The organism is Colwellia sp. BRX8-7 (assembly GCF_014077275.1).
Classification (GTDB): domain Bacteria; phylum Pseudomonadota; class Gammaproteobacteria; order Enterobacterales; family Alteromonadaceae; genus Colwellia_A.
The window spans coordinates 153,138-178,374 of record NZ_JACGVP010000003.1 but is presented as its reverse complement, the minus strand read 5'-3'; the positions used below and the strand labels follow the sequence as shown (position 1 = coordinate 178,374).

The following is a 25,237-nucleotide window of genomic DNA, read 5'->3' as shown; positions in this document are numbered from 1 at the left end:
TATGAAAAATACCGTAATTATATCATGTTGGTTTGGGGCCAGATTTAATAAACCACGACAAATTAATTCATTAGGTGATTTCATCAGATTAGTGAAATATAAAATAAAATCAGTACTTCCCATAAAAATTCTAGATTGGTTAAAAATAGTATCTGTCATTCCAGAAACTCCATTGAAACAAAACAACTGTTTTTTTTTTACTAATAATAAAAAACTAAAAAAAGAAATTATCTATAGAGGTTGGCAATATTTCTATCTAGATAAAGAAGTTAAAGATGGTGAAAGTATTGATTCATCATTGCATGCAAAAGTGGTTAAATTCCTTCAACTCGATCCAACGATTCTTTTAGAGCTATTTAAGCATGATTACATTGTTTATATGGATAGTCGGCGTATTTCCGACAATATAGAGGAATTAACAAGCCTTTGTGATAAAGGTATATTAATAAGGAAAACACCCAGGCTTAAAGATTCTGTATGGGATGAAGTAAACGAAGCTAAGAGTCAAGAACGATATGCTCGAAGCATGGACGCAACTATTGAGTTTATCAACAAGCGACTCGCTGATGGCTATAAACACGACAATATAGTTACCAACACAGGTGTTATTGTTTATAAAACAGCCGATATAACCACTCAAAATTCAATAATGTCGCTTTGTACAGAAGTTTATGAAGCATGTATTAAATACGACCAACCTGAGTGCCAAATATTTTGGTGTATACTGTCTCAAAAGTATGATGACATAATAACTAAAATTGAGTTTTCCCAAATAGGTACACGCTCAGGGTATTAGGTTTAAAATAAAATATCTAATGTTTTTAAATTAATTAACGAGAATAGTATGTTAGTAAACAATGAGTTTATTTTTTTGCAGTTACAAAAAACAGGTGGCACATACCTAGAGTCATTAATCTTAGAGCATTTTCCCCAGACTAAACAGTTAGGTAAACATTTCAGACCATCGAAAAGCTTTGACTTTCAAGGAAAGAAAGTAATCGGATCTATTAGAAATCCATGGGAGTGGTATTTATCATATTGGTCTTATAGCTGTTTAAATAAAGGTGGTCCATATTATCAATGTTGTAAAAAGAAATCTCTAATTAAGTTTTTTACTAATGGTCGAAAGTATAATTGTCACCAAGAAATACCATATTGTTTTAATGACCTTACTAACATAACAAAAAGCGAAATAAGTAGACCCAGTAATAAATGGGCACGTTTATATGAAAACGCTAACGATCCTGAAAGATTTAGAGAGTGGATTAAGTTAGTCTTGGCTCCCGAAAGAAAATTTGATCTTTTTCAAGACTATGGTGTTAGCACTATTTCCAATTTTGCTGGAATTTATACCTATTTATTCTTTTTCTTATTCGCAAAGGACTTTCAAATCCTATTCGATGAGTCTATGAGTATTGACACTCTTGAAAACATCAAACTTAATCTTGATGGCATTTTAAAAACAGAAAATTTAGAAAGTGATTTTATCTTTACTTTGAATTCATTGAATATCCCTTATCATAAAGCACTAACTCCGGCTTTAGCGAAGAAAGAAAAAGCAAACACTTCTAACAGAGCTCACCCTACTAGTTTTTATTATGATAAAGAAACCGCAGAATTGGTTGCCAATAAAGAAAAATTTTTAATCAATAAATTTGATTATGTTTTTGACTAAAGTAGTTGGCTAGGCAATGCCGTTAGTACAAACCTTTTGTTTAAAATCACTTTTCTAGGAATGCTGTGCAACATGACTTTGGCCACCTAATTCAATTAAAACTTTGATCATTTTGTTATTCAGTGATCGAAGCTGAGGTTATTGTGCAAATGCATTTAAATGTCAAATTATCAAAACCAAGCTGTTGAAGTAGAGCTTTCAAAAGATAGGAAAATCTTTATATAATTTAGGAGGGATTGCAGCTGGTATTAATATGCCACTTTTCGAGTTTTATAACTTGGCCAAAATAATAGATGAAAAAAAGATTTTAATCAGAGATATCACCCAATACTGGTATCAAAATGGATTACCTGGATAAGTAAAAATATAGATTGAACTGTAACGTTTCTTAAACAGCAAATAAAAGATATAAAGCCTCATATAATTTTTTCGTTGGTGAGCTACCATCAATAAAGGCAGGGAAGTATATTCATTCCAATGTTGGTTTATAACTTATCTAAAAGTCACATGTATAAATAAAATTAATGGGAAAGACTATAAAATAATTTTTCCGAAAATGATCTATACTCTGGTTCTAAAGGAGTGTGAAATAAATTGGTTAATTGCTCATAACATACTTCATAATTAGCGCTTAACTGTTGGCTTCGCACCTCAATTATTCTTGTTATCAGTTCAGGCCATGAATATGAATAAGGTCCGATTGTTACATCTTCATATTTATAATACAAATCACGCTCTTGTTGCTTATATTTTTCCAAATCAAAAGGTGCGAATAGTATAGGTTTTCCGGTAAGCATGAAGTCAAAATACCCACCAGAATAATCCGTAATCATGCAATCATAATCTGCTATTGAGTCAAATATATCAGCAGTAGAGTCAATAGTGATATGGCTTGAGTTTTTAATCGCATTAATAAGGTATTCTGGTGGTTTATTAACTGGATGCATCCTCAAGACAAGGTCAATATTATTTTCCTTCAAAGTTCCATCTATCTGCTCAACATCAAAGCCATATTGTGCAAATAAGTCACACTCTGTGCCAATACCGCCTCTAAAAGTCGGCATGTATATACATTTATATACCGACTTAATGGCTTTTTTCTTTTCTTTTAAAAAAACATCATTACGTGGAAACCCAGTAATTATAACTCTGTCTTTAGGTAACCGAAAGGCTTTCGATAAGGTATTTTGTGTTTCAGTACTGGTCGCCAATAAGTAATCATTTCTGATTCTCTCATAAGGTGAAAGAAAGTCAAATAACCTACCGACAATATTTTTTTCAACGGTTTGCTCACCAAAAACATCATACATTATTTTTTTCAACGGCAGGCCATGCCATAAATTCACAACTTTTGTTTTTTTACTTATACAAGCAGGATAAAGATCATCGTGTAACGATTGACAAACAAAGGCGAACTCTGCTCTTAATTGCATCCATAAGCCGCTATACCCCTTATCTAAATAGGCTATATGGCCATTTTCTCTTAATTGATCAACAATAGCCTGGTCTTTAGTAATCCATACAGCCTTAATATGTTTCTGATTTTCGTTAATATACTCAAAAAAGGCTTTAGGGTTGTCACTATAACGTTGACCGTACCACGCGCCAAAGACCCAAAGATCTTTCTTCTTAGGCACTAATTGAGCACAGCTAAAGATAAATAGTTTTATTAGCAAAGTTAACAATTTTTTTAGTTTACTCACCTATGTTTCCTTAATATAAATAGATCTTCACACTTTAACAGTGAACTTATGATGAAGCTATTCGCTTAGTTTTTTGAAGTAAAGTAAGTAACAAAACCGGACACCATTTAAAAAACAATCCTTTTAATTTTAATTTAATATTATTACCTGATTGTGCTGCAAGTAATAATGCATCAGCTCCGAGAGAAAAGTCACCATTGAAAATAAATGCCTCGGCATAGCGTAAATGAATATTTTTCTCTACATGTTTGTAATCTACTTCTTTGCTTTCTGAATAATGTGATGCAAATGGCTTAATCTTTGCTAAACAGACTAGCTCTGCTTTATACATTTGAGCATTGTTAGAGGAGTAGTTATGTTCATGAAAGACATGTATTGCCAAATACTCTTCAACAAAATCAACGTCACAAACTAATGACAGTTTAAGCCAAGCTAACCAGTCATCAACTCCCATAAGTTCAATGTCTTTATCAAAAGCTTCTACTTCTAAAAGCAATGATTTACGGGCGATCGCAGTACAACTTACTATTTCATTTTTCTTTGTCAGCGGCGTAAATATTTTTCCTTTATATATATCAAAGAATGGAAGTTCTACCTGCCTACCACTCGCTATATGGTCTTCAATTGCTCCACAATACACTAAGCCGACGTTACTGTTTTCGAATAAAGGCATTTGTTTTGAAAGCTTCTCTGGTAACCATAAATCATCTTGATCGCAAAAGGCGATAAATTCTGCCTTAGCATTTTCGATACCAAACTGCCTAGCACATGCTACGCCACCATTGTTTTTATGGAATACGACAATACGTTCGTCTTTTTGAGCTATTTGTTCAAAATAGTTGTTTGAAGCAGCTGGACTACCATCATTTATTATTAGTATTTCAAAATTTGGATAAGTTTGCTGCAATATACTATCGATGGTTTTTTCTAGGTATTTTTCCCCTTTATAAAAAGGGATAACAACAGTGATTAATTCCTGAGACATTATTTTCCTACCTAAAAATTAATTAGAGACTTCATTAAAGCATAACGATAAGTACGCCACATATTTTAACCAAAAATATATCAAGCCAAACCTGACATTGAAAAATAGGTTCTATTTACATTAAGCTCATAATAAAAGAGTTAAGTTTATCACCCTGTTTTTCAGCGGTATAGCGTTCTCTAGCTTCCCATGCAATATTTTTAAGCTCACGGACGTGGCTTCTGTCGGCTAACATAGATTTTAAGTGGCAAGCTGAGTCGAATTCAAATATAGCAGGGTAATTTTTTAGATAACTTTTTGCGCCACCATAACCTTCAGATGGAATGGCAATTGGAATACCCGCGGAAACGCTAGTAATTAAACGATCTGGTACCGTTAAATGAAAGCGTAAATCATTTTTACAAGCTTCTGTATTATAAGCTAAAAGGCTTGCATCATAATAACTCATTGTCTCAATAAGCGCTTTCTGTTCCATTGGTTTAAAAGCTTTTCTATGCAGGTTATTGTCATTAGTTTCTTTCGACTCACCATGATACAAATCAATACCCTGAGCCAGAATAGAGTTCATGAGAGGGCGAACATCATCCGCTAAATGAACAGTTTTACCAGATAAATCTGTACGTCCAATAAATACAATATTCGATTCATCTTTTAACTCCCGTGCATTTTTTTTTGCTTGAAATGCTTGTGGCCAACACGGTGGTATAATGGCTTCACACGGCATCTTTTTTTTGTATATAGTTTTATTGAAATATTCAGCCATATTGATACTTGGATAGATAATCCCGTCCAAGCTTGCCGTAGCTCGTTGCATCATAAAGTTTTGACGTCTGATCCCCAAATTATTTAACGACATCGGATGACAGAGCACCATTAAAACAACTTTAATATGCGGTCGAAGTTTTTTAATAGAGAATAAATCTGAAATAGGGTTAGTTCCCCAATAACCAATTATCACATCTGTAGAACTATCATCAAGCTTTTGACAAATCATTTCTAAATATGCTTTGTTATCTGGCTTCCAGACTTTACCAATTATTTTTTTAAATCGAGAAGGGGCAGAATCGATGTTATAAAAGCTGTGTGAGTCAGGTAAAGTAATTACCGATCCAACCCCATTAGACAGCATAGCAAGAAGACTTTTTTGATGATCTATTGAAGGGCCAAGTGTTGCGACAGATATACTTTTAATATCTTTCATAAAATTTGTTATATAAATAAATAGATTAAGTAGATTAATAAGATAGAATAGCAAAGTCAACTTGATTCACTTAGTTATATCAGCTTTTAGACTAAGCGTTAAATGTTCTATTTTTTAGCTTCAGAGCCTATTCCCCCTTTAAATATTATAAAATAAATATAAAGATACTTACAATGAGCCTCAAACGAAACTTTACCTTCACTTTTATTGACAACTTTGTGTCATTTTTAGTTTTTTTAGTATCTTCTATGGTGATAAGTCGCTTATTAACCCCTGATGAGTTAGGGATACTCGCTGTAGCAGTTTCATCAATTGTGTTAATCACCATGTTTAAAAACTTTGGCTATACCACCTACCTTATTAGAGAACCTCTCCTCGACGATACAAAGAAATCAGCTGTTTTTACTTTATCTATAATTACGTCTACCGCTTTATTCTTGATCCTTTTTGCATTAGCGGAATTTATTGGTAGTGCCTACGGAAATCAAAAAATCACGGATATTGTTTATATAATAAGCATATCAATAATCACTAGCCCATTCCATATTGTAGCGACAGGGCTAATAGAACGAAAAGAAAAGTTCAAGAATTTAGCCATTATAAATATAGCGTCTGAAACGCTATTCTTTATTAGCGTAATGCTCCTTATTTATTTAGATTTTGGAATATTTGCAATTGCTATATCGAATGTTCTAAAATCTTTTATGCAGATAATTCTAATGATGTGGACTATTTGGGATGACTTTGTTTTTAAAATAAGTTTAAAAAAATATAAACCTATTTTAAGTTTTGGAATGAAAATGTCTTTTATGAGTTCTTTGTCACGAATTCAAGAACTTCTCATTCCCTTAATAATTGGTAAATATTTTGGTTTAAATTTTGCCGCATTTTATGACAAAGGAAAGAGCTTACCAAAGATTATTTTACACGTTTTATTACCAGCTCTAGGGACTGCTGCATTTCCTCATTATACGAAAAAGGTAAGAAATAATGAGCCTTTAAATGATACGATATTAAGTCATATGCAACAGGGGCTTCTGGTTTTTTGGCCGTCACTGTTAGCTATATGCCTTATTTCACCTAATTTAATTTATTATATGTTTGGTGTGCAGTGGGGGCATTCAGTACCTGTAGCTTCCTTATTAGCGCTTGCGAGTATGTTTACAATTCCCGTTATTTTTATACGAATGGGTTTAGTTGCTTCAGGACATGAAAACCTTGCTTTGAAATTTATTGTTGCTAATAAAATCACCTTAGTCCTTGGGGTAACATTAGCTTTTGATTATGGAATAAATGGGGTGGCTTTTGCTATCTTACTGGCGGAGGTTATTACTTTAATACTATCGTTTGCCATAATTAAAAAATTAGATATTACAGCATACAATTATGTTAGTTATTTATCTAAACCATTTATCATTGCTATTTTAAGTAATATCCCATTCTTTATTTTATCGATTTTTTGGCAACATGAAATAGTAGAGGATATTTATGTCGTATTTATAGCTGTCGTCTCTTTCATACTTATATGGACACTTTTGTTATTCTACTTATCTCCAACATATAAATCCATATTGTTAAACTTACACGCCGCAGTGAAAAAAGTATTCTAAAGAATATTAGAGCGGTACGAGGGATTCAGGAAAATGTTTGCAAAAATTGTTTACTCGTATTTTCCCATGTGTAATTTTCTACAGATTTAAGGATACTTTCACTAACCCAAATTTCAGCCATTACCTGCTTTATTCCTTTATAAATAGAGTCTGACTGATAGTCATTCAGTAATATACCATTGACTTTATGAGTAATAACTTCAGGTATTCCGCCCACTTTAGTCGCCACAACTGCAGTGCCTGTAGCAAGTGCTTCCATAATAACATTGGGTACCCCTTCTCTATAACTCGGTAATATGAGTGCGTGAGACCTTGCAAACCATTGGTCAAGTTGTTCATGTGGAACACCGCCAATTAACTTTACCGAGGCACTTAAATCATTTTCTACAATATATGATGCTAAATGACTTTCTTCAGGCCCACTGCCTATAATCGACAATTCAAAGTCGACCTTTTCATTCGCTAATTTTTTAGCTGCTATTAATAATTCGAATACGCCTTTGGTTTTGATCAAATTACCAATAAAGAGCAGATTGTATTTATTAGTATCTGGCTTTTTAGCAATATTGAACTTTTCAAAGTTTACGCCATTATAAATCGTTTGCACATTTGCTTGGGGGGATATTTCAAGCACTTTTATCGCTAAGGCTTTGCTTTTGGTCGCAACGGTTGTTGCTCGATTAAAAGCGAACGACAATTGCTTTTTTCTTTTCGGACACAAACTATGTACGTTAACATCACTACCTAAACAATCAATAGTCAGTTGAAAGCTAAAAATTTGTTTTAACATTGCAGCGGTTACACCTTCTGGGTATGCCCAACTCGCTAAAACGTATTTGTGCTTGGCAAACCAAAATAGGGGCTTAACACTAACGATTATAGACAACAACATAAACAAAGGATGAAGTGAACGAGCCACTCCCGGAATATAAAAGAAAGGGAACAGGCAATAGTTTTTCTTGTCGTAATATTTACGCCCAAGCACGACTTGTTTCAACCACGTGAAAATAGGTACGGGAATTAAATATGATATATCTGCATTTTCTTCCATGTGGGCTGTTTGCTGAAGATTAAATTGTCCTCTGGTAGGCTCCCAAGGCAATGGAAACAAATTAGAGAAAAATAAGATTCTTTTATTCTGTTGCTTATTTGGCATTGAGGTTTCCATAATATTCTTGATAAGCATTTGCGATATTTTCAATAGCAAAGTACTTTGTTATATATTCTTTACCGTTCAAGCCCTTTGCTTCAAGTACGCTTTTGTTTTGAGACACCACTTTAATATGTCCAGCTAATTGCGCTAAATTGCTGGTGTCAAATAAAAAGCCACAATCACTTGCTTCTATTATATCTGGAATAGCCCCAACGCGCGTACTAATACAGGGAATACCATAAGCCATACCTTCAAGTAAAACCATAGGTAAACCCTCGGTTTCAGAGCATATAATTAAGCAGTCAATTAGTGGGTAAATTTGGGCTTCATCAATAACATTATTCATAAACTGAATGCTGTTATTTAAATTGAGGTGATTAACCAAGGTTTCTAGTTTTTCTCTTTCTGGACCGTCGCCAAATATTTTCAGGTCTACTTGATCATACAGGTTGAACTCCCCGATACATTTAACGAGGTCTTCTATCTTTTTTAACGGAATTAATCTAGAAACTGTACCTAAAGTTAATTTGAGCTTGTCCGTTTTATCTATGCTTTTTAGCGGTAGTGATACACCATTCTTAATCACTTTAATGTTATCTTTAGGCCAGGAAAAAAGTTCACCGGCTTTCAACCTGGTTTTGTCAGAAACAGCAAAGGTATGATTAACATAGCAACGGGCTACGCGATGGGATACTTTAATGCCTTGGAGATTTGGTGATACTTCACCGTGTATGGTGTAAATAACTTTCTTTAGCAAAAGAAAAGGGAAAACCAATAAGAATGCTCGAATAACAGCGGGAGAATGTATATGAATAACATCAAAGTGATTGATGAGTTTTATAATCTGTATTTGTCGTTTAAGTAAGTTCCCGGCAATGTTGTGTACTTTTACTTTTGATTGACTTAATACTTTCTGAAATTCATCTGTTGTTTTACCAAATGATAATATAGCAACGTTTTGACCCGACTCTTGTTGAGCCACTGACAAGTTTTTAACGAGTTTCTCTGCTCCTCCCACTTGTAAGCTGCTGATACAATGAAGTATTTTCATTTTATTAATATAGTCACTTATCATTAAAGCTTAATACGTTTTAGCGTAACTTAGCATATTTTTAAGGGAATGAATGGTCGTAGAGGGCTCAATAGAAAATCGTCTTAAGTCATATCGGTTCTCATCAATATTTACGTTGATTCCCGGTTGAAAATTAAACGCTATGTCATAGCCACAATCAAAAAGTGCTTTAGTAACACTTTGATTATAAGTGCCTTGACTCCCTACAGGGTATGAAAAAGAATTGACTTTATAGGGTAGGTTTTGCTCTATTAACATTTTAGAATGTGTTAATTCATAAATGATTTCGTCTTGAGAAAGATTAGCAAGTATTTCGTGATTATGTGAATGTGCGCCTACATCCATATTATGTAAAATCATTTCGGCAAGATTTTCCCATGATAAAAATTCTTGGGTAGGAAGCTCTCCTTCTAGAGGAAATAATTTTTCTATTTCTTTTAATTGCACTTCAATAGGATCTAAGCTGATTTTAGTAGCGGCTAGAATATCTCTTACGAATTCCTTATCGTCACCCTTATATTTTACGGTTGTCGCCCAACTGGAAAGCTTAATTGATTTGAATTTATTTGTCTTATAGTTATAAGCAATTCTGTCCCACCAAGGTAATTTATTATTACCAATTAAACTAGTCGCAATAAAAAAGCAGGCGGGCACATTATGACGTTTCAAAATAGGAAATGCTTTAGTGTAGTTATCTTTATAGCCGTCATCAAAAGTAATAACTAAATATTTACCATGAATTTTTTGAGAGCTTTTTTTCGCTAATTCAACTGCTTCGGCAATAGAAATGATGTCAAATTCTTTCTTAAAAAAAACAATTAAGTCATCCAACTTATCACTATCACAGGAAAAAACACACGGATCAAAACGTGTTTTCTTCCAATTACCAATTCGATGAAAATTAAAACTATATATTCCGTCAGGGATGTTAGACCATCGAATGCTATCGGCTCCTAGAAAGCTCTCCAGCTTCCTTAATATCCGAGCCAGCATTAATGCAGACTCTTTTTAAAGGATGGCTTAGCCAGAACAAAGTCACGATATTCGTTCGGGTCACCCTTTTTACAAGCTTCTGCTGCCTTTATAATATTGTACATTTCGCGTGAACTTACATAATGAAGAAAGTAGTTTTCTCCATCATTGTACTTTTCATTCAAATGTTGATGCATTTCTCTGATCGGTTCGCCTAAAAGTGTTTCCATAGAGGCTTCTTGAGTGCCATGTGTATGCACTTTTATAAAAATCCAATCAGGCCTATTTTTAATGTGAATGCTTTGCTTAACCCACATGTCTACTCGCTCCTTTGTAGGTGGCAGTGTATTTCTAACATCTGATTGTTCAATTTTAGGGATCAAGCCAAATTTTCTATTTTTCCAGTTCAATTGAAGTACACCTTGAATGATCATTAGATCACCCCAGAAAGTTCCTCCTTTTATTACTGGTCTACCTTTGTTATAGGATTTAGGTTTTTCAGCATCATCTTTTGCATAATAGATACAATTAACCATTGCTGGTTGTGTAGTATCTGGTGATGGAAAAGTATAATCAGCATAACAGCCAGTTTCTTTAAGTATGATAAGTTCGTCGTTTACACCACACCAATGGCCGTGAGCGTGAGAGTTATCAAGCGCCCAATTACCATGAATGAAAGCATAAGAGGGCTTACCCGTTTCAGGGTCGATACTCAAGGCTCCGTGCTCTTTATGCAGTAAGTCAGCGAAATTTGTGAGTGTGCTTCTCAGATTTTCACTCGTATCGTTTTCATGATGTAAATGAATTTCTATTTCGCCATATCCTTGAGCGCATAAGTCAGACAATTTATCTAAATGTTCTTTTCTATATTCTTCTTCAGGGTAGAAGAATGAATGTTGCGGATGCACACCATCTGCATCTGTAAATTGCCCAGCCATTTTGGGATAGTCAACCATCCAGCGGTCTACTCTTTCTCGTTCAATATCGATATTGTCTCTGTTTTTCCATTGCGGTTCATAGTGGTCAACAAAACAAAACATAACGTGCTTTGGGCCATCATATTTATTTGAAGAAAACAGTTGTTGTTTGATATAGGTAGGAAGCCAAGTCTGCATTTCCTTTTTTCTAACAACGATAATAAATAAAAATATAATAAATAATAAAAAAAGTAACGATATAATCATCTGGATGTGCTCTCCCAAGTAGCAGATAGATTTTTATTTAAAAATTTAATGAATCCCCTTAAAAGAGAGAAGTTCATTGATACAAAAAACGCTAAAAGCTGAAGAACTTTGAATATCAAGCCACTGCCTGATTTCATTTTCATCCCAACGATAGCTGCACTATAAAAGATAACCTGTAGTAATAATAAATATCTATAAAATTCTTCATTAGTCGCCAGTATGGCATTTAACGTTAAAATTATTACCATTAAATGGGGTACAAACCAACGTAAAACTTTATGACTTACGTAGGAAAAAAATCTATATCCTTCCATAGGATTGAGCAGCCAGCCTAGTCGCATCATTGCTTGATAATTTCCTGCACCAATCCTAATTCGTCGAGAAGACTCTTCGGCTAAATCTGGTGCAATTTCTTCTATCGCTTTAGCTTCAGGAGCATAAATAACTGAATAACCTTTCTGTGCAATATTCATTACGATACAAAAATCATCAATAATAGTATCTGTTGGTAAGGGAATATACATATCCGTTCTAATGGCATAAATAGCTCCATTAGCGCCTAACAAAGCATTTAACCTTGATTCATGGAATTTCAAAGCCTGCTCATATTTCCAATAAAGATTATCTTTGTTATCACCAGAAAATGGATCAATCAAATGTAATTCACCACATACGGCACCAATTTTCTGACTTTCAAAATGAGTAACTAAATGTTCTAGGGCATCTTTATCAAACATGGTGTTGGCATCAGAAAAAACACATATCGGCGAGCTAACATTTGTCATTAATTCATTAAGAACATTAATTTTCCCTCGATTTTTATCAAAACAAAATATATCCAAATTTGGCTCATCAAACTTACTCAAGATACTATTTGTATTGTCTGTACTACCATCGGAGCCAATAATGAACCTTAACTTATCTTTTGGATAGTTAAGGTTTAGCAGGTTTATGATGCGGTCTTCTATGCATTTTTCTTCGTTATAGGCCGCAATTATTACCGTTACCTCAGGGAGTTCAACGGATCTTGTCCTACGTTCTTCTTTAGATAATACAAAAGAGGTATCCTTTACTATTTGGCGAGCACCACTCAATATCATCAAAATTATTGGATAAAATAAATAAGTATAAAAAACTAAAAAGATTGAAAGCAATAGCAACGATTCAAGAAAGATCATCTTTCATTTAACCTCGCTATAGCAGGAATACCAAGAGCGGTACAATTATCAGGAATGTCTTTAACAACAACAGCATTAGCACCAATTTTTACGTTATTGCCAACGGTAACATTTCCGATTATTTTTGCACCCGCCCCAATAAATACATTATCGCCAAGTGAGGGGGATAAACCTTTTTCATCGCCAATAACAACACCACTTTCTATGGTGATATTCTTTCCTGCAACTACTTTTGAATTAATCACGACACCAATGGGATGCATTAAAGCAAGTCCATCGGCAAAATTAGCTTTGGTACCTATACTGCAACCGTTATAAATACGATTGATGTGCTGAAATAGCAATGCAAATGGCGATAATACTTTTGTCCTTGCGCATGCAAAAGCTAACCTATGGATCACGTTCGCACTACTGCCATCAGTTAGCATGACTCTTATTAACGATATTTGAGCGCCATCTTCGATATAGATAGCGCGTTTACGAATGAAATCGCTTTTAATTAAAGAGAAAAGTGTATTCACTGATCGTATCCAATGTAAGTTTGGTCATAGCCCGTCATAACGTTATCTTCCTTTACCAAACAAAACAATTTCAACGGTTCTAATTAAAATTAATAAGTCCAACATAAAGCTACGGTGCTTAATATAATACAAGTCATATTTAAGCTTCTCTAATGAATCTTCTTCTGTTGAACCGTATGGGTATTTCAATTGAGCCCAGCCTGTTAAGCCTGGCTTAACATTATGACGTTCGTTGTAGTAAGGTAAGTTTTTAATAAGCTGCTGAACAAATTCAGGACGTTCAGGACGAGGGCCAACAAAACCCATATCGCCACGTATTACATTTAAAATTTGTGGCAATTCGTCGACACGATATTTACGAATAAATTTACCAATACTCGTGGTGCGATCATCATTTTCAGAGGCCATTTGAGCACCATTTTTTTCGGCGTCAATACGCATACTTCTAAATTTATAAATATTAAAAGCTTGTCCATCTAAGCCAACGCGCTCTTGCAGATAAAAAATAGGGGCTTTCATGCCTTCGTCTAATTTAATAAGAATGGCTGTTATTAGCATAACTGGCCAAGTAACTAAGGTTAAAGCAATAGCAATAGCCGCGTTAAAAACCCAATCTAAGGTATTGCGTAAATGGTTGCCTGAAGCAAAACCATTTGAATAGATCACCCAACTTGGATAAATAAGGTTTACGGCAATTTGGCCTGTTTCACGTTCGATAAAATCGAGAATTTCGGTAATTTCTACGCCACGTATTTTACAGGCAAAAAGTTCATCAACTGGCAAATTATCACGACGTTCATCACTAGCAACAACAATTTCGTCGATACCATGCTCTAGCGCATAATTAACCAGAGAACCTTCTAATGCAATACGGTTTTCGTTGACTATGCCTGTTTCGGTGTCACCTGGCATAATAACAAAGCCGTGCATGTAAAACCCTTGCCTATCGACATCTCGACGCATACGTTTTTCGATAATAGAGGCTCGATCACCGGCGCCAAGCACTAATACGACTCTTTTACTAAAACCAAAAAAGTCGACTTGCAGGGTAAAATAACGAAAAGCACTATCAATAATAAGACTAAATAATGCCGCCAGTGCAAGTAATTCAATTTTTAAAGCGTGTTGACCATATAAGGGATTAATTAAGGTGACAATAAAGAAGCCAATCGCTACTGAAACAAGCAAACGCCTGACAATACCACGATAATTTTCACGCAGCTTTGAGTTATATAAGCCTAGTGCTAATAACGATAGTTGTACCATTAGAGCGAAAACAATCGCGCAAATAGCCAATAAATTAGTAGGTATGTTTTGATGCTCAACAAATAAAAACAAGCTATTTAAATAGACGGTCAATAATAACGAACCAGCGAAAAAAATCAGTTCAATAATAACTAAAGATTTACTACCCGAAGATAGATCTCGAAACTTTGGGCTAGACATATGAATTAATTATTCCCTTTATTATTAATAGATTCAACTTGCTCATTTATTATTTTTAGTAAAAAACACCCAAAACATAAGCGTGTAAGATAATAGCAATAATCATAAGTTTTTTACACCTATTAAATGTTGTGCAACCTTTGTAAAAATCACATACAATCAGATAGCTTAGTATCAATTTAATAAATTCGATGTATAAAGAAGGTTATAACCATGGAAAAGAATATGCTCGGTCAACTAAAAACGGCAATACTACTAACTATAGCTTATGTTATTTCAGGTTGTAGTACATTAACCTTACCACCCGCAACCATACACCAATCGAATACGGTTGATGTTAGCTCTTATAAATATTTAATTGGTGCCGGTGATGTTGTTAATATATTCGTATGGCGTAACCCTGAAGTTTCAGGCACATTTGTTGTGCGTCCCGACGGAATGATAACAACCTCTTTAGTTGAAGATATACCTGTATCAGGCAAAACACCTACCGAACTCGCTCGAACTATTGAAGAAATTCTAGCAACTTACCTGAGAGAACCCGTAGTTACCGTAACCGTAAATAATTTTGTTGGCCCATTTAGTGAGCAAATACGTGTTATTGGTGAAGCTGCAGAACCTAAGTCAATCAATTATATTCAGCAAATGACGTTACTCGACGTAATGATTCAGGTCGGTGGCTTAACTGAATTTGCTGATGGTAATGATGCTGTTTTAGTCAGAGTGGAAAATGGTGAACAAAAACAATATGAAATTTATATTGAAGACTTAATTAAGAATGGCGAGATAGCGGCTAACGTTGACGTTTTGCCAGGTGATATAATTGTTATCCCTGAAACTTGGTTTTAGTTTTAGTTAAATAAGAAAACAATCACCTATTTTATTAATCGCCTGTATTTAGAGGTCAGGAATGCAAGAAATACTTGAACAAATTTTAGATTATTTAAAAGGTATGTGGATAAAACGCCGCTACCTTATGATTGCTACTTGGCTTATTTGCCCTTTAGGTTGGTTTGCCGTTTCACAGCTACAAGATAGTTATGAATCAGAAGCGCGGGTATTTGCTGATACTCAATCTATTTTAGGCCCTTTATTAAAAGGAATGACGGTTGAGTCGAATCCTGATGAACAAATCGGTTTAATGGTAAAAACATTGCTCAATCGCCCAAATTTAGAGCGTATTGCTCGGATGACCGATCTAGATGTTCAAGCTAATACTCCGCAAGAATTTAATAACTTAATTGAACGATTAACGAAGGGTATTTCAATTAAAAAGACTGGTGGCAGAAGACAAAACATTTTCAATATCACGTTTTCTGATAAAGACCCAGTAATGGCACGTGATGTTGTGCAAGCGGTTATTACTGTGTTTATTGAAACGACTCGAGGTGAAAATCGTCGGGATTCTGATTCTGCACAAAAATTTCTTGATAGCCAAATCAATGAATACGAAAATCGCTTATTAAAAGACGAAGCAAGGTTAACTAATTTTAAACAGAAATACAGTGAAGTGCTGCCTAACCAGTACGGTGGTTATTACCAAAAGCTTAATAACTCAAAAGAACAATTAAAAACTATTGAACTGATTTTGCTAGAAACAAAAACACAATTAGCTGGTTCAAAAGCTAAATTGACGCAATCTTCAACGTCAGACTCTAATCAGCAAAATAATATTGTTGACTCGAATAGCATAAAAACGACTTTTGATGACCGTATTGCTGAGTTAGAAGGACAATTAGATTCACTACAGCTTAGATATACCGAGCAACATCCTGATGTGAAAGAAGTTCAACGTCGCCTTGAGCATTTATCAAAGCAAAGAGATGATGAAATTGAACAGTATCTAACGAGCAGTAATGAAGCAGGTAATGACTACACTCCAGTGAGTCAGAACCCGGTAATTCAAGATATTCAAATTCAAGTGAATCAACTTGAAGGACAAGTTGCTTCAATGGAAGTAAGAGCTAATAATTACAGAAATACTGTCAGGGATCTTGAAAACAAAATTCATACATTACCTGAAATCGAAGCAGAATTAGTGGCGCTTAATCGTGGCTACGATATTACTAAAAAGCAATATGAAGATTTGCTTGAACGTAAAGAGAAAGCACAAATAGGTCAGTCTGCTAACGAAACAACCAGTAAAATAAATTTCAAAGTGATTGATCCTCCTCGTGCACCTTTACAACCTGCTGGTCCTAAAAGGTACCTGTTTTATGTAGTGGTTACCTTTTTAGGGGTAGGTGTTGGATTGGGACTTTCCTTTTTATTCAGTCAAATTAACCCTGTTGTAACTTCGAGCAGCCAAGTAGCTCGGACAACGGGTATTCCTATTTTTGGTATTGTTTCGGCTACTGAAAATATAGGTTTACAACGTAAAGATAAACGTAAAACAATACTGTTTTTTGTCTCTAACAGCTTATTAATTTTAATATTATGCTTTTTTATCGCTTATTCGTTATTTCCGGATGCAATACAAGCGCCAATACATAGGATTTTTAATTTATGAGTACCATAGAAAAAGCACTCGCTAAACAAAAGATGGCTCAACAAGACAAAACACCGGTTGTTACTGAAAGTGTAACGATTGATAAACCAACTAAAGCCGTTGAAAGCTCGACAGTTTCAGTAGATTATGAAAATAATGATGTTTTAGTGCTTAATAAAAATGATCTTGAAAGTCGTGGTTTCTTAATCGATAACGGTACCAGAAAAAGTATTAAAGATGAGTTTCGTCAAATTAAACGTAAGCTCTTAAACAATGCCTTTGGCTCAGGCTCTAAAACGCTTAAAAACAGTAATTTGGTTATGATAAGTAGCTCTAAACCAAATGAAGGTAAAACTTTTATTTCAATTAACTTAGCGCTCAGTATTGCTTTAGAACAAGATAAAACAGTGTTATTAATTGACGCCGATGTTTTGCGCCCAAGCATAAATCGAGAATTAGGCTTTAAGCAAGTCCCTGGCTTGATTGAATACTTGCTGGGTGAGAAGCAGGATATCTCTGAAATAATTTACAGTACCAATATTGATAAGCTTAAAATAATACCTGCAGGTGAACCTCATCATCTTTCTAATGAATTGCTCGCCAGTGACCGTATGGAGTCTTTAGCTAAAGAACTCGCAGAGCGCTACCCTGACCGTATTGTAATATTTGACTGCCCACCGTTAATTGGCGTTACAGAAACGATGGTCTTAGCCAACTTAATGGGCCAAGCGCTGGTCGTAGTTGAAGAATCAAAAACGCTCTTAGCAGATATTGAAAAAGCGACAGAAAACCTCAACGAAGATTTAGCGCTGGGTTTAGTGCTAAACAAAGCAATCAGATCTCACAAGGATATGTATGGCTATTATGGTTATGGATACGGCACTAAATAAGACAGTATTAGCTGCAGCAATCTTTGCCATTTTATCTGCAAATACTTTCGCAGGGGAATGGCAGTTTACACCACAGTTAATTATTGATGAAACCTATACTGATAATGTTAATTTATCTGTTAACGACACAACAGCAAGTTTAGTTAGTCAAACAGGTGTTGAATTAAGTACGCTGTTTTCATCAAACAAATTAGATTTTACCTTTGATGCAAAAAGTCTTTATGCAATGTACAGCCATGACCATGATACCGATGATGACTATCATACATTGAACAGTTCTTTTCGCTTAAAGTTAGGTCCTAAAGGACTTACTTTAATCGGTAGTGCTGCAATATCAAACCAAGCACGTAATAATTCCAGTAATGCGCTTGCCGATATTGTTTCTGGTGACACCATTAGAGTTGAAAATTATTCGGGTGGTTTTCAGTACACGATTAATAATAGTGATTTTATTGTTGGTTCGGGTATTCAATACCAAACGACTAAATCACAAGACGGTATAGGTGAACGAGAAGGCTATGCGGTAAAGTTTTTGAGCGAAAATGGCTCTGCTGCTCGAAATGTATATTGGGATGCGTCATCTGAATATTCTGATGCGACTAATCAAGGCCGAGACGGACAGTTATTTAAAGGCGAAGTTAAAATCGGTTTGATTACGGGTTATAAGATAACCCCGTTTATACGATATTATGATGAAACTAATGAAGGTGATCTTGTTAATAATAGTTCATCACTTGAGTCAGACTCTTATGGTGGCGGCTTACGCTGGTTAATAAGCCCTAGGCTCCTATTAGACCTATCTTATAACACACCTACTGGTACTCAGCTAGACCTCGATGGCAATGAACAACAAGACTATGCTGCGGCCACAATTCGCTGGGAGCCTAGTCAAAGAACGACCTTAACAATTGATTACGGCCAACGATTTTATGGTGAAAGTTATGGATTTGATTTTGAACATAAAAACAAGCGCTTAACCAATACCATTACTTATGTCGAAGAGGTTAAAGCATTCACCCGTAATAATTATGAAAGTGTCGCCTTAGGTAGCTTTTGGTGTCCACAAGGCGACATAGCTGACTCTTCAAGTTGTTTTGTCAATAATAATGATAATATCGATTTTGATAATTATCAGCTAGTCAACTTAAATGATTTTGTTTTAGTGGAAGATTTTGGTCTTTCATTAAACAAAGAGTTACTGTGGTCTTCAGAATTAGCACTACCGCGAACCACTTTCAGCGTAGCGCTATCAAAACTGACCCGTGAAAATTTAAATACCCGTACCCAAGATGAAAATAAAAAGGCATCGTTTGCGATTAAACGCAAAGTGAGTGGTAAATCAAATATAAATTTTATCCTTGAATATACTGACACCCACTTTTTACTTGGGCAAGAAAATGGCCGTCAAGACCGCTACCGACGTTATAGTCTTGAATATGACAAATCCTTAAATAGTAAACTAACTGTTAAATTAGGTGTAAGCCATCTTAACCGCAGTTCTACGACGCAATCATTCAATTATGAGGAAGACAGAATCACCCTCAAATTCAGTAAAGGTTTTTAGCAGTATGTACGAAAATTATTATGGTTTTAAAGAGCGTCCTTTTCAGTTAAGTCCCGATCCACGTTTCTTTTTCGCGTCAAGCAACCACCAAAGAGCAATGTCTTATTTACAATATGGTTTAGATCAAGGCGAAGGCTTTATCGTAGTTACTGGGCCTATAGGCACGGGTAAAACAACAATAGCGCGTAACCTTTTAAACAATATTGCTGACGATTCAATTGTTGCTGCTCAACTTGTCACGACTAAGCTCGACCCGCAGGAATTACTTGAACTTGTTGCTTTTGAATTTAAGATTTCGGTTAAAGGTAAAAGCAAAGCAGAGTTACTACAGTCCATTGAACAGTTTCTTATTGATTTAAATCGCCAAGGTAAGCGCGCTTTGTTGATTGTTGATGAAGCACAAAATTTACCGATAGAAACCGTTGAAGAACTGCGCATGTTATCTAATTTTCAGCTGGATAATAAGCCATTAATACAAAGTTTTCTTCTCGGACAAGAAGAGCTTAAAGATATTATTCAAGCGCCTAATATGGAGCAATTTCGTCAACGTATCATTGCATCTGCGCATTTAAAGCCACTGACGAGTGACGAAGTTAAAGAATACATTAATCATAGATTGCAGCAAGCAGGTTGTATTAAAGAGGCACTCTTCTCAGATGAAGGCTTTAATGTTATTCATGAAAAAACATTAGGCGTTCCAAGAAAAATCAATATTTTTGTTGACCGTTTATTATTGTTTGGATTTTTAGAAGAGCTAGCTTGTATTGATGTTGACGCAATTAACGAAGTCGCGTTAGAGATGCAAGTAGAGTTAACCGGTTCGCTGCATAAAGTACAATTAACCAGTAATGAACCTAGCCAGGCAAGCGCACAGCTCATTGTGAATTCAACTGAGAATGTTGAAAACATGAAAGAAATATTAAGAGAAGTAGAAGAGATATTAGAGTCGTCGATTAAGCAGAAAATTAAAATGGCGCGTTATGTTGATAAACTCCTTAAGCAGAAGAGTCGTTTATATGCTGAAAGTAATATCGATGAAAGTATTGAAGCTAACTCAGAGCTAGCAGCTGATACAATTGCCGATACTAATTCTGAACGAAGTAGTGAAAACGATAAGAGTTAACATCATTAATTAGTAGAGAAGATTTTATAACAAAACCTTCTCCCTATCTTCACATCATCTAGGTTTCGTTAATTGTTAGTCCATACTTTTCAATTAATGAATACAATGTTGGTCTAGTAACACCTAGTAATTCTGCAGCTTTTGACATATTGCCTTCGGCTAATGCATAAGCTTTTTGAATAGCCAGTGACTCTGCTTTTTCTCGCACCGAACGCAAATTCAAAGACAGCCCAAGTTCAGTACTCGTATGATCAAAAAAGCCTAAGTCAAAGGCCGTCACTTGTGTGCCAGTCGTCATAATTACCGAACTTTTTACTTTATTTTGTAACTCACGAATATTACCCGGCCATTTATGAGCCTTAATAGCACTTAAACCGTCTTCTGAAAAACTTTTTACATTACGTTTATATTCAAGTGCGTACATCTGTAAAAAATATTGAGCCAGAATTAATACGTCTTCATCTCGGTCACGTAGCGGGGGTATATTTAAGGTTATTTCACTGACGCGGTAAAATAAGTCTTCACGGAAAGTTTTATCTTTAACCATTTGTTCTAAGTTTTGATTGGTTGCACAAACGACTCGAACATCCACATTAATTTCTTGTCGACCACCAAGGCGTTCAATCGTTTTTTCTTGTAAGAAGCGTAATAGTTTTGCTTGCAAGCTAAAGGGCATATCACCAATTTCATCAAGAAATAAAGTACCGCCTTCTGCACACTCTATTTTGCCTTTAGTCGCACGATGAGCCCCAGTAAAAGCTCCTTTTTCAAAACCAAATAATTCACTTTCTAATAAGTTTTCAGGGATAGAAGCACAGTTAATGGCAACAAAGGGCTTATTACTGCGCTCACTGGCAATATGCACGGCATTAGCGGTTACTTCTTTACCCGTGCCGCTTTCGCCCAGTAATAAGGCTGTAATTTGTGTTGGCGCAATGCGCTTTACCATCATGCGGAGACGGTCAATAGCTTCACTGTTACCAATAATGCCAATATCACTACCCGCAACTTGACGCATCTTACGGTTTTCTTCTTCAATTGCCGAAACACTAAACGCCCGAGCAATAATGACATTGATCACATCAGCATCTATTGGCTTTTGATAAAAGTCGTAGGCACCCGCAGAAATAGCTTTTAACGCATTAGTACGATCATCATTGCCGGTGATCACTATCACCTTAGTATGAGGCGCTATGGTCAAAATTTCCTGTAATGCCGCTAAACCTTCAGTAGCATTAGCTTCATCTGGCGGTAAACCTAAATCAAGCGTAACAACTTTGGGTTCAAAGCGACGTACTGCAGCAATAGCACTTTCACGATCACCTGCTAATACAGCCTCATAATCAGATAAGCTCCACTTAAGTTGCTTTTGTATTCCTTTATCATCATCAATGATCAGTAACTTTTCCATACGACTAAAACCCTTTTATTATGTATACGCTTTATTTGAGCGCGTGATCCTGAATTCATGTACGTCGTACTGAATCGAAGTACGTCATCCTGAATTTATTTCAGGATCTCAGCCCGGATACTGAAACGAGTTCAGCATGACGGGAAAGAACAACCTCATCTGTCGTCATTATAAATCAACAAATGTTATTCTGAATCCACGACCGTCATCCTGAATCCACGAACGTCATCCTGAATCCACGAACGTTATCATGAATTTATTTCAGGATCTTAACCCAGATACTGAAACGAGTTGAGCATGACGGGGAAAAACCTTACCTATCGTCGTCATGAAACCACAAACGTCAACCTGATTCCACGAACGTTAGCCTAATCCATGAGCGTCATCCTGAATCCATGAGCGTCATCCTGAATTTATTTCAGGATCTTAACCCGGATACTGAAACGAGTTCAGCATGACGGGGAAAAACAACCTTACCTATCGTCGTCCTGAAACCACACACGTTATACTGAATCCACAAACGTCATACTGAATCGACGTACGTTATCCCAAATCAGCGTACGTCATCCTGAAACCACTACGCCATCCTGAAACCACTACGCCATCCTGAATTTATTTCAGGATCTCATCCCAGATACTGAAACGAGTTCAGCATGACGGGGGAAAATAACCTTATCTGTCGTCGTCCTGATTCCACTACGTCATCTTGAATTTATTTCAGGATCTCAGCCCAGATACTGAAACGAGTTCAGCATGACGGAGGAAAAGCAACCTTATCTGTAGTCGTCCTGATTCCACTACGTCATCTTGAATTTATATCAGGATCTCAGCCCAGATACTGAAACGAGTTCAGCATGACGGGGAAAACAACTTTACCTGTCGTCGCCCTGAATCTAGGTACGTCGTCCTAAATCCACGTACGTCAGCCTGAATCCAAGTACGTCATCCTGAAACCACTACATCATCCTGAATTTATTTCAGGATCTGTATTCCACGGTAATATATCATTTATAAACTTGGGTTTATTGGTAAGTCTATTATAAAAACAGTGCCTTTATTTTCAATACTCTCGACTTTAATTATTCCGGCAATCCCTTCAACAAATTGCTTGGCTTCAAAGACACCAATGCCCATACCCGCATTACCTTTAGTGGTATCAAAAGGTTTGAATAGTCGATTATTAATAAAGTCTGCCGACATACCGCAGCCATTATCAGAAATTTTAATTCCTATATGGTTTTCTATCTGAGTAAGTTCTACTTTAACCCAGCCATCTTTGCTTGTCGCTTCCTGTGCATTCTGTATTAAGTGATTGAGCACTGAATGAAACGTTTCATTATCAATAGCCATTTCGCAATGGTTGATTTTATCAAAGGTCACCTTAGGCAACTCAATATTTCTCTGCTCTATTACGCTGTTAATGATTGCTGATATATCAACCAACTCACTTTTAGATTGAGCTGCTTGCTTATTACGTAATTGCGAAAGTACTTTAGATAAGCGTTCTGTCGCTGACTCTACCGTTTCAAAAACATCAGCAATAAACTCTGGGTTATCCCGGTGTTTTTCTGCATTAGAGGTAATAAGTGCTAACTGAGCTTGAACATTTTTCAAATCATGCACTAAAAAAGCGGACATTCGGTTAAAGGCATCAAACTGTTTTGATTCTGCTAATTTATCATTAGCTTCATGTAAAGAAACGAAATTTCCTAACTGTTTTGATATAGCGAAAAGTAAATCTCTGTCTTCCCAATTTAATTGCTTAACTTCATTTTTTCCCGCTAATATAAACATCCCATAGAATGCTTTACCAATAAAAATAGGGACTATAATTCTAATGCTCTTGGTATCGAATAACGATAAGTCTAGAGATAAGCCAGGATAAACAGTTGGCGTTTGGCGATATTCTTCAATATCAATGATCCAACCTTGGCGTTGACAAAAAAGACTGCACTCGACCAATTGCTGATTAAAGGTATCATCTAGAAGCAATTTTTCAGAATATTGAACACTGAAACGTTGACCTGTTACTTTTTTCAAAATAGCGCCAGCATAAGCATCTACTTTTGACATCATTATTTGAGTTGCCATTTGATAATAGCTTTCAGCATTGGTGGTTTCTATTTTTCCGATAAGGTTTAACCATTCATCTCGGTATTCGTATTTATTAGCAAAAAAGTTTTTTGCTATAAACACTTTTAATTTCCGGCGCAACGATTCGGTAATCAATAAAGCGACTAAGACCAAAGCACTTAACATTAGAAAGCCGATACTAACAACGCTGCCCCACTCTCCACCTATGTAGTTAATAACATAGCCAGCAAAGGCCATAACCAACAAATATATACCGGCAATCATCAACATTGAGCTATAAAAAACAACATGTCGAGAAACAAAAATCCTTACAGCGCCATTACGAATCCGTCGAGTACTGATCAGTAATAAAGGCACAACAATAAGAGAGATAAAGCCACGACTAAACCAAAAATCAAAATCAATACCGTCAACCATTGTGGCTTGTGCATATAAAACAAAGTCAAAAATTGCAACGCTGGCTAATGCAATAACCATCGGCCAAATAGCCCAGCGCACTTGTGAATCAGCACTTCGGTATAACTGTTCTAGTAGCACTAAACTCCATAAATTAAGCACAATAAAAAGTAGGAATAAGTATTCGTAAGAGTAATGAAGTAAGACACTCGCCAACCAGCAAGCAACCATGAGTATGGTCCAAACTTTGATATATTGACGAATATGGGAATTCGCAATTATCGCTCGAAAAGAACGTTGTTCGGTGTTACAAAGTAGAATTAACAATGACCAACAAGCTACTTTAATACCGTCAGCAAGCATTGCCCACTGCAAACTAAAGCCGATCTGTATTTGCAAGGCAGCAACCACATTAGCAATGACGGTTACTAATACTGAAACTAATACCCAGCGAGCTAGGCTTGTCTTATTTCGCGCAGCAAAAATGAGTAATGCAAAAACAAAGTATGCAGCACTCGCTAACGAATAACCAAAGAGCCCTAATGAATCCATAATATAAACTTCTTATTGA

Annotated in this window: 20 protein-coding genes; 8 read left to right on the top strand and 12 right to left on the bottom strand. The window is 35.6% G+C overall.

Annotated elements, in window-relative coordinates:
* Position 1: 1 nt before the first annotated feature.
* Both H4J57_RS04330 and H4J57_RS04325 read left to right on the top strand, forming a co-directional pair.
* Positions 2 to 796: a hypothetical protein gene (locus H4J57_RS04330; RefSeq protein ID WP_182242078.1), complete on the top strand. Its 795-nt coding sequence runs from the start codon at positions 2 to 4 to the stop codon at positions 794 to 796.
* A 48-nt stretch (positions 797 to 844) separates the two neighbouring features.
* Positions 845 to 1,675 (top strand): hypothetical protein, encoded by an 831-nt coding sequence (locus H4J57_RS04325; protein WP_182242077.1) that lies wholly within the window; start codon positions 845 to 847, stop codon positions 1,673 to 1,675.
* A 521-nt stretch (positions 1,676 to 2,196) separates the two neighbouring features.
* Here the strand turns inward: H4J57_RS04325 and H4J57_RS04320 are convergent.
* The 3 genes from H4J57_RS04320 to H4J57_RS04310 all read right to left on the bottom strand — a co-directional run bounded on the left by H4J57_RS04320 (position 2,197) and on the right by H4J57_RS04310 (position 5,564).
* A complete protein-coding gene (locus H4J57_RS04320; protein ID WP_182242076.1) occupies positions 2,197 to 3,378 on the bottom strand; it encodes a CDP-glycerol glycerophosphotransferase family protein in 1,182 nt (393 codons plus the stop codon).
* Positions 3,379 to 3,424: 46 nt separating this feature from the next.
* The gene (locus H4J57_RS04315) at positions 3,425 to 4,363 is read right to left on the bottom strand and encodes a glycosyltransferase (protein ID WP_182242075.1); all 939 of its coding nucleotides are present in this window, start codon (positions 4,361 to 4,363) and stop codon (positions 3,425 to 3,427) included.
* Between the two features lie 115 nt (positions 4,364 to 4,478).
* Positions 4,479 to 5,564: a hypothetical protein gene (locus H4J57_RS04310; protein WP_182242074.1), complete on the bottom strand. Its 1,086-nt coding sequence runs from the start codon at positions 5,562 to 5,564 to the stop codon at positions 4,479 to 4,481.
* Between the two features lie 173 nt (positions 5,565 to 5,737).
* Here H4J57_RS04310 and H4J57_RS04305 point away from each other — a divergent pair, with 173 nt between their 5' ends.
* Positions 5,738 to 7,174, top strand: a complete 1,437-nt coding sequence (locus H4J57_RS04305; RefSeq protein WP_182242073.1) for an oligosaccharide flippase family protein — start codon at positions 5,738 to 5,740, stop codon at positions 7,172 to 7,174.
* Positions 7,175 to 7,199: 25 nt separating this feature from the next.
* Here H4J57_RS04305 and H4J57_RS04300 read toward each other — a convergent pair whose 3' ends face one another.
* Genes H4J57_RS04300 through H4J57_RS04270 form a run of 7 tightly spaced genes read right to left on the bottom strand, consistent with a single transcriptional unit; the run spans position 7,200 to position 14,700 of the window.
* On the bottom strand, positions 7,200 to 8,330 hold the full coding sequence (locus tag H4J57_RS04300) for a glycosyltransferase (RefSeq protein WP_182242072.1): 1,131 nt from the start codon (positions 8,328 to 8,330) through the stop codon (positions 7,200 to 7,202).
* Positions 8,320 to 9,378, bottom strand: coding sequence for a glycosyltransferase (locus H4J57_RS04295; protein WP_182242071.1), 1,059 nt, complete (start codon positions 9,376 to 9,378; stop codon positions 8,320 to 8,322). Before H4J57_RS04295 ends, H4J57_RS04300 begins: the two co-directional genes overlap by 11 nt.
* 30 nt (positions 9,379 to 9,408) lie before the next feature.
* Positions 9,409 to 10,392: a polysaccharide deacetylase family protein gene (locus tag H4J57_RS04290; RefSeq protein ID WP_182242070.1), complete on the bottom strand. Its 984-nt coding sequence runs from the start codon at positions 10,390 to 10,392 to the stop codon at positions 9,409 to 9,411.
* The gene (locus H4J57_RS04285) at positions 10,392 to 11,555 is read right to left on the bottom strand and encodes a hypothetical protein (protein WP_182242069.1); all 1,164 of its coding nucleotides are present in this window, start codon (positions 11,553 to 11,555) and stop codon (positions 10,392 to 10,394) included. The genes H4J57_RS04290 and H4J57_RS04285 overlap by 1 nt, the downstream gene beginning before the upstream one ends.
* The gene (locus tag H4J57_RS04280) at positions 11,552 to 12,733 is read right to left on the bottom strand and encodes a glycosyltransferase family 2 protein (protein WP_182242068.1); all 1,182 of its coding nucleotides are present in this window, start codon (positions 12,731 to 12,733) and stop codon (positions 11,552 to 11,554) included. The genes H4J57_RS04285 and H4J57_RS04280 overlap by 4 nt, the downstream gene beginning before the upstream one ends.
* A complete protein-coding gene (locus H4J57_RS04275) occupies positions 12,730 to 13,254 on the bottom strand; it encodes a serine acetyltransferase (RefSeq protein WP_310733700.1) in 525 nt (174 codons plus the stop codon). The genes H4J57_RS04280 and H4J57_RS04275 overlap by 4 nt, the downstream gene beginning before the upstream one ends.
* Positions 13,255 to 13,296: 42 nt before the next feature.
* Positions 13,297 to 14,700, bottom strand: coding sequence for a TIGR03013 family XrtA/PEP-CTERM system glycosyltransferase (locus H4J57_RS04270; RefSeq protein WP_182174157.1), 1,404 nt, complete (start codon positions 14,698 to 14,700; stop codon positions 13,297 to 13,299).
* Positions 14,701 to 14,913: 213 nt separating this feature from the next.
* Between H4J57_RS04270 and H4J57_RS04265 the strand changes: the two genes are divergently transcribed.
* From H4J57_RS04265 to H4J57_RS04245, 5 genes are all read left to right on the top strand, one after another.
* Positions 14,914 to 15,549 (top strand): XrtA/PEP-CTERM system exopolysaccharide export protein, encoded by a 636-nt coding sequence (locus H4J57_RS04265; RefSeq protein WP_182174160.1) that lies wholly within the window; start codon positions 14,914 to 14,916, stop codon positions 15,547 to 15,549.
* Positions 15,550 to 15,610: 61 nt separating this feature from the next.
* Positions 15,611 to 17,209 carry an XrtA system polysaccharide chain length determinant gene (locus tag H4J57_RS04260; RefSeq protein ID WP_182242067.1) on the top strand — a complete coding sequence of 533 codons (1,599 nt, stop codon included), beginning with the start codon at positions 15,611 to 15,613 and terminating at the stop codon, positions 17,207 to 17,209.
* A complete protein-coding gene (locus tag H4J57_RS04255; RefSeq protein ID WP_182242066.1) occupies positions 17,206 to 18,078 on the top strand; it encodes an XrtA-associated tyrosine autokinase in 873 nt (290 codons plus the stop codon). The genes H4J57_RS04260 and H4J57_RS04255 overlap by 4 nt, the downstream gene beginning before the upstream one ends.
* Positions 18,044 to 19,642 (top strand): TIGR03016 family PEP-CTERM system-associated outer membrane protein, encoded by a 1,599-nt coding sequence (locus H4J57_RS04250; protein ID WP_182242065.1) that lies wholly within the window; start codon positions 18,044 to 18,046, stop codon positions 19,640 to 19,642. Before H4J57_RS04255 ends, H4J57_RS04250 begins: the two co-directional genes overlap by 35 nt.
* A gap of 4 nt (positions 19,643 to 19,646) precedes the next feature.
* The gene (locus tag H4J57_RS04245; protein WP_182242064.1) at positions 19,647 to 20,765 is read left to right on the top strand and encodes an XrtA/PEP-CTERM system-associated ATPase; all 1,119 of its coding nucleotides are present in this window, start codon (positions 19,647 to 19,649) and stop codon (positions 20,763 to 20,765) included.
* A 58-nt stretch (positions 20,766 to 20,823) separates the two neighbouring features.
* Here the strand turns inward: H4J57_RS04245 and prsR are convergent, their stop codons facing one another.
* Positions 20,824 to 22,176, bottom strand: coding sequence for a PEP-CTERM-box response regulator transcription factor (gene prsR / locus H4J57_RS04240; protein WP_182230741.1), 1,353 nt, complete (start codon positions 22,174 to 22,176; stop codon positions 20,824 to 20,826).
* A gap of 1,008 nt (positions 22,177 to 23,184) precedes the next feature.
* A complete protein-coding gene (gene prsK, locus H4J57_RS04235; protein WP_182242063.1) occupies positions 23,185 to 25,218 on the bottom strand; it encodes an XrtA/PEP-CTERM system histidine kinase PrsK in 2,034 nt (677 codons plus the stop codon).
* Positions 25,219 to 25,237: the final 19 nt, after the last annotated feature.

Bases quoted from the DNA above. Each gene is read 5' to 3' on its own strand.
- H4J57_RS04330 (WP_182242078.1), top strand. From the start codon at position 2: ATGAAAAATACCGTAATTATATCATGTTGGTTTGGGGCCAGATTTAAT.
- H4J57_RS04325 (WP_182242077.1), top strand. From the start codon at position 845: ATGTTAGTAAACAATGAGTTTATTTTTTTGCAGTTACAAAAAACAGGT.
- H4J57_RS04315 (WP_182242075.1), bottom strand. From the start codon at position 4,363: ATGTCTCAGGAATTAATCACTGTTGTTATCCCTTTTTATAAAGGGGAA.
- H4J57_RS04310 (WP_182242074.1), bottom strand. From the start codon at position 5,564: ATGAAAGATATTAAAAGTATATCTGTCGCAACACTTGGCCCTTCAATA.
- H4J57_RS04305 (WP_182242073.1), top strand. From the start codon at position 5,738: ATGAGCCTCAAACGAAACTTTACCTTCACTTTTATTGACAACTTTGTG.
- H4J57_RS04300 (WP_182242072.1), bottom strand. From the start codon at position 8,330: ATGCCAAATAAGCAACAGAATAAAAGAATCTTATTTTTCTCTAATTTG.
- H4J57_RS04295 (WP_182242071.1), bottom strand. From the start codon at position 9,378: ATGAAAATACTTCATTGTATCAGCAGCTTACAAGTGGGAGGAGCAGAG.
- H4J57_RS04290 (WP_182242070.1), bottom strand. From the start codon at position 10,392: ATGCTGGCTCGGATATTAAGGAAGCTGGAGAGCTTTCTAGGAGCCGAT.
- H4J57_RS04285 (WP_182242069.1), bottom strand. From the start codon at position 11,555: ATGATTATATCGTTACTTTTTTTATTATTTATTATATTTTTATTTATT.
- H4J57_RS04280 (WP_182242068.1), bottom strand. From the start codon at position 12,733: ATGATCTTTCTTGAATCGTTGCTATTGCTTTCAATCTTTTTAGTTTTT.
- H4J57_RS04270 (WP_182174157.1), bottom strand. From the start codon at position 14,700: ATGTCTAGCCCAAAGTTTCGAGATCTATCTTCGGGTAGTAAATCTTTA.
- H4J57_RS04265 (WP_182174160.1), top strand. From the start codon at position 14,914: ATGGAAAAGAATATGCTCGGTCAACTAAAAACGGCAATACTACTAACT.
- H4J57_RS04260 (WP_182242067.1), top strand. From the start codon at position 15,611: ATGCAAGAAATACTTGAACAAATTTTAGATTATTTAAAAGGTATGTGG.
- H4J57_RS04255 (WP_182242066.1), top strand. From the start codon at position 17,206: ATGAGTACCATAGAAAAAGCACTCGCTAAACAAAAGATGGCTCAACAA.
- H4J57_RS04250 (WP_182242065.1), top strand. From the start codon at position 18,044: ATGGCTATTATGGTTATGGATACGGCACTAAATAAGACAGTATTAGCT.
- H4J57_RS04245 (WP_182242064.1), top strand. From the start codon at position 19,647: ATGTACGAAAATTATTATGGTTTTAAAGAGCGTCCTTTTCAGTTAAGT.
- prsR (WP_182230741.1), bottom strand. From the start codon at position 22,176: ATGGAAAAGTTACTGATCATTGATGATGATAAAGGAATACAAAAGCAA.
- prsK (WP_182242063.1), bottom strand. From the start codon at position 25,218: ATGGATTCATTAGGGCTCTTTGGTTATTCGTTAGCGAGTGCTGCATAC.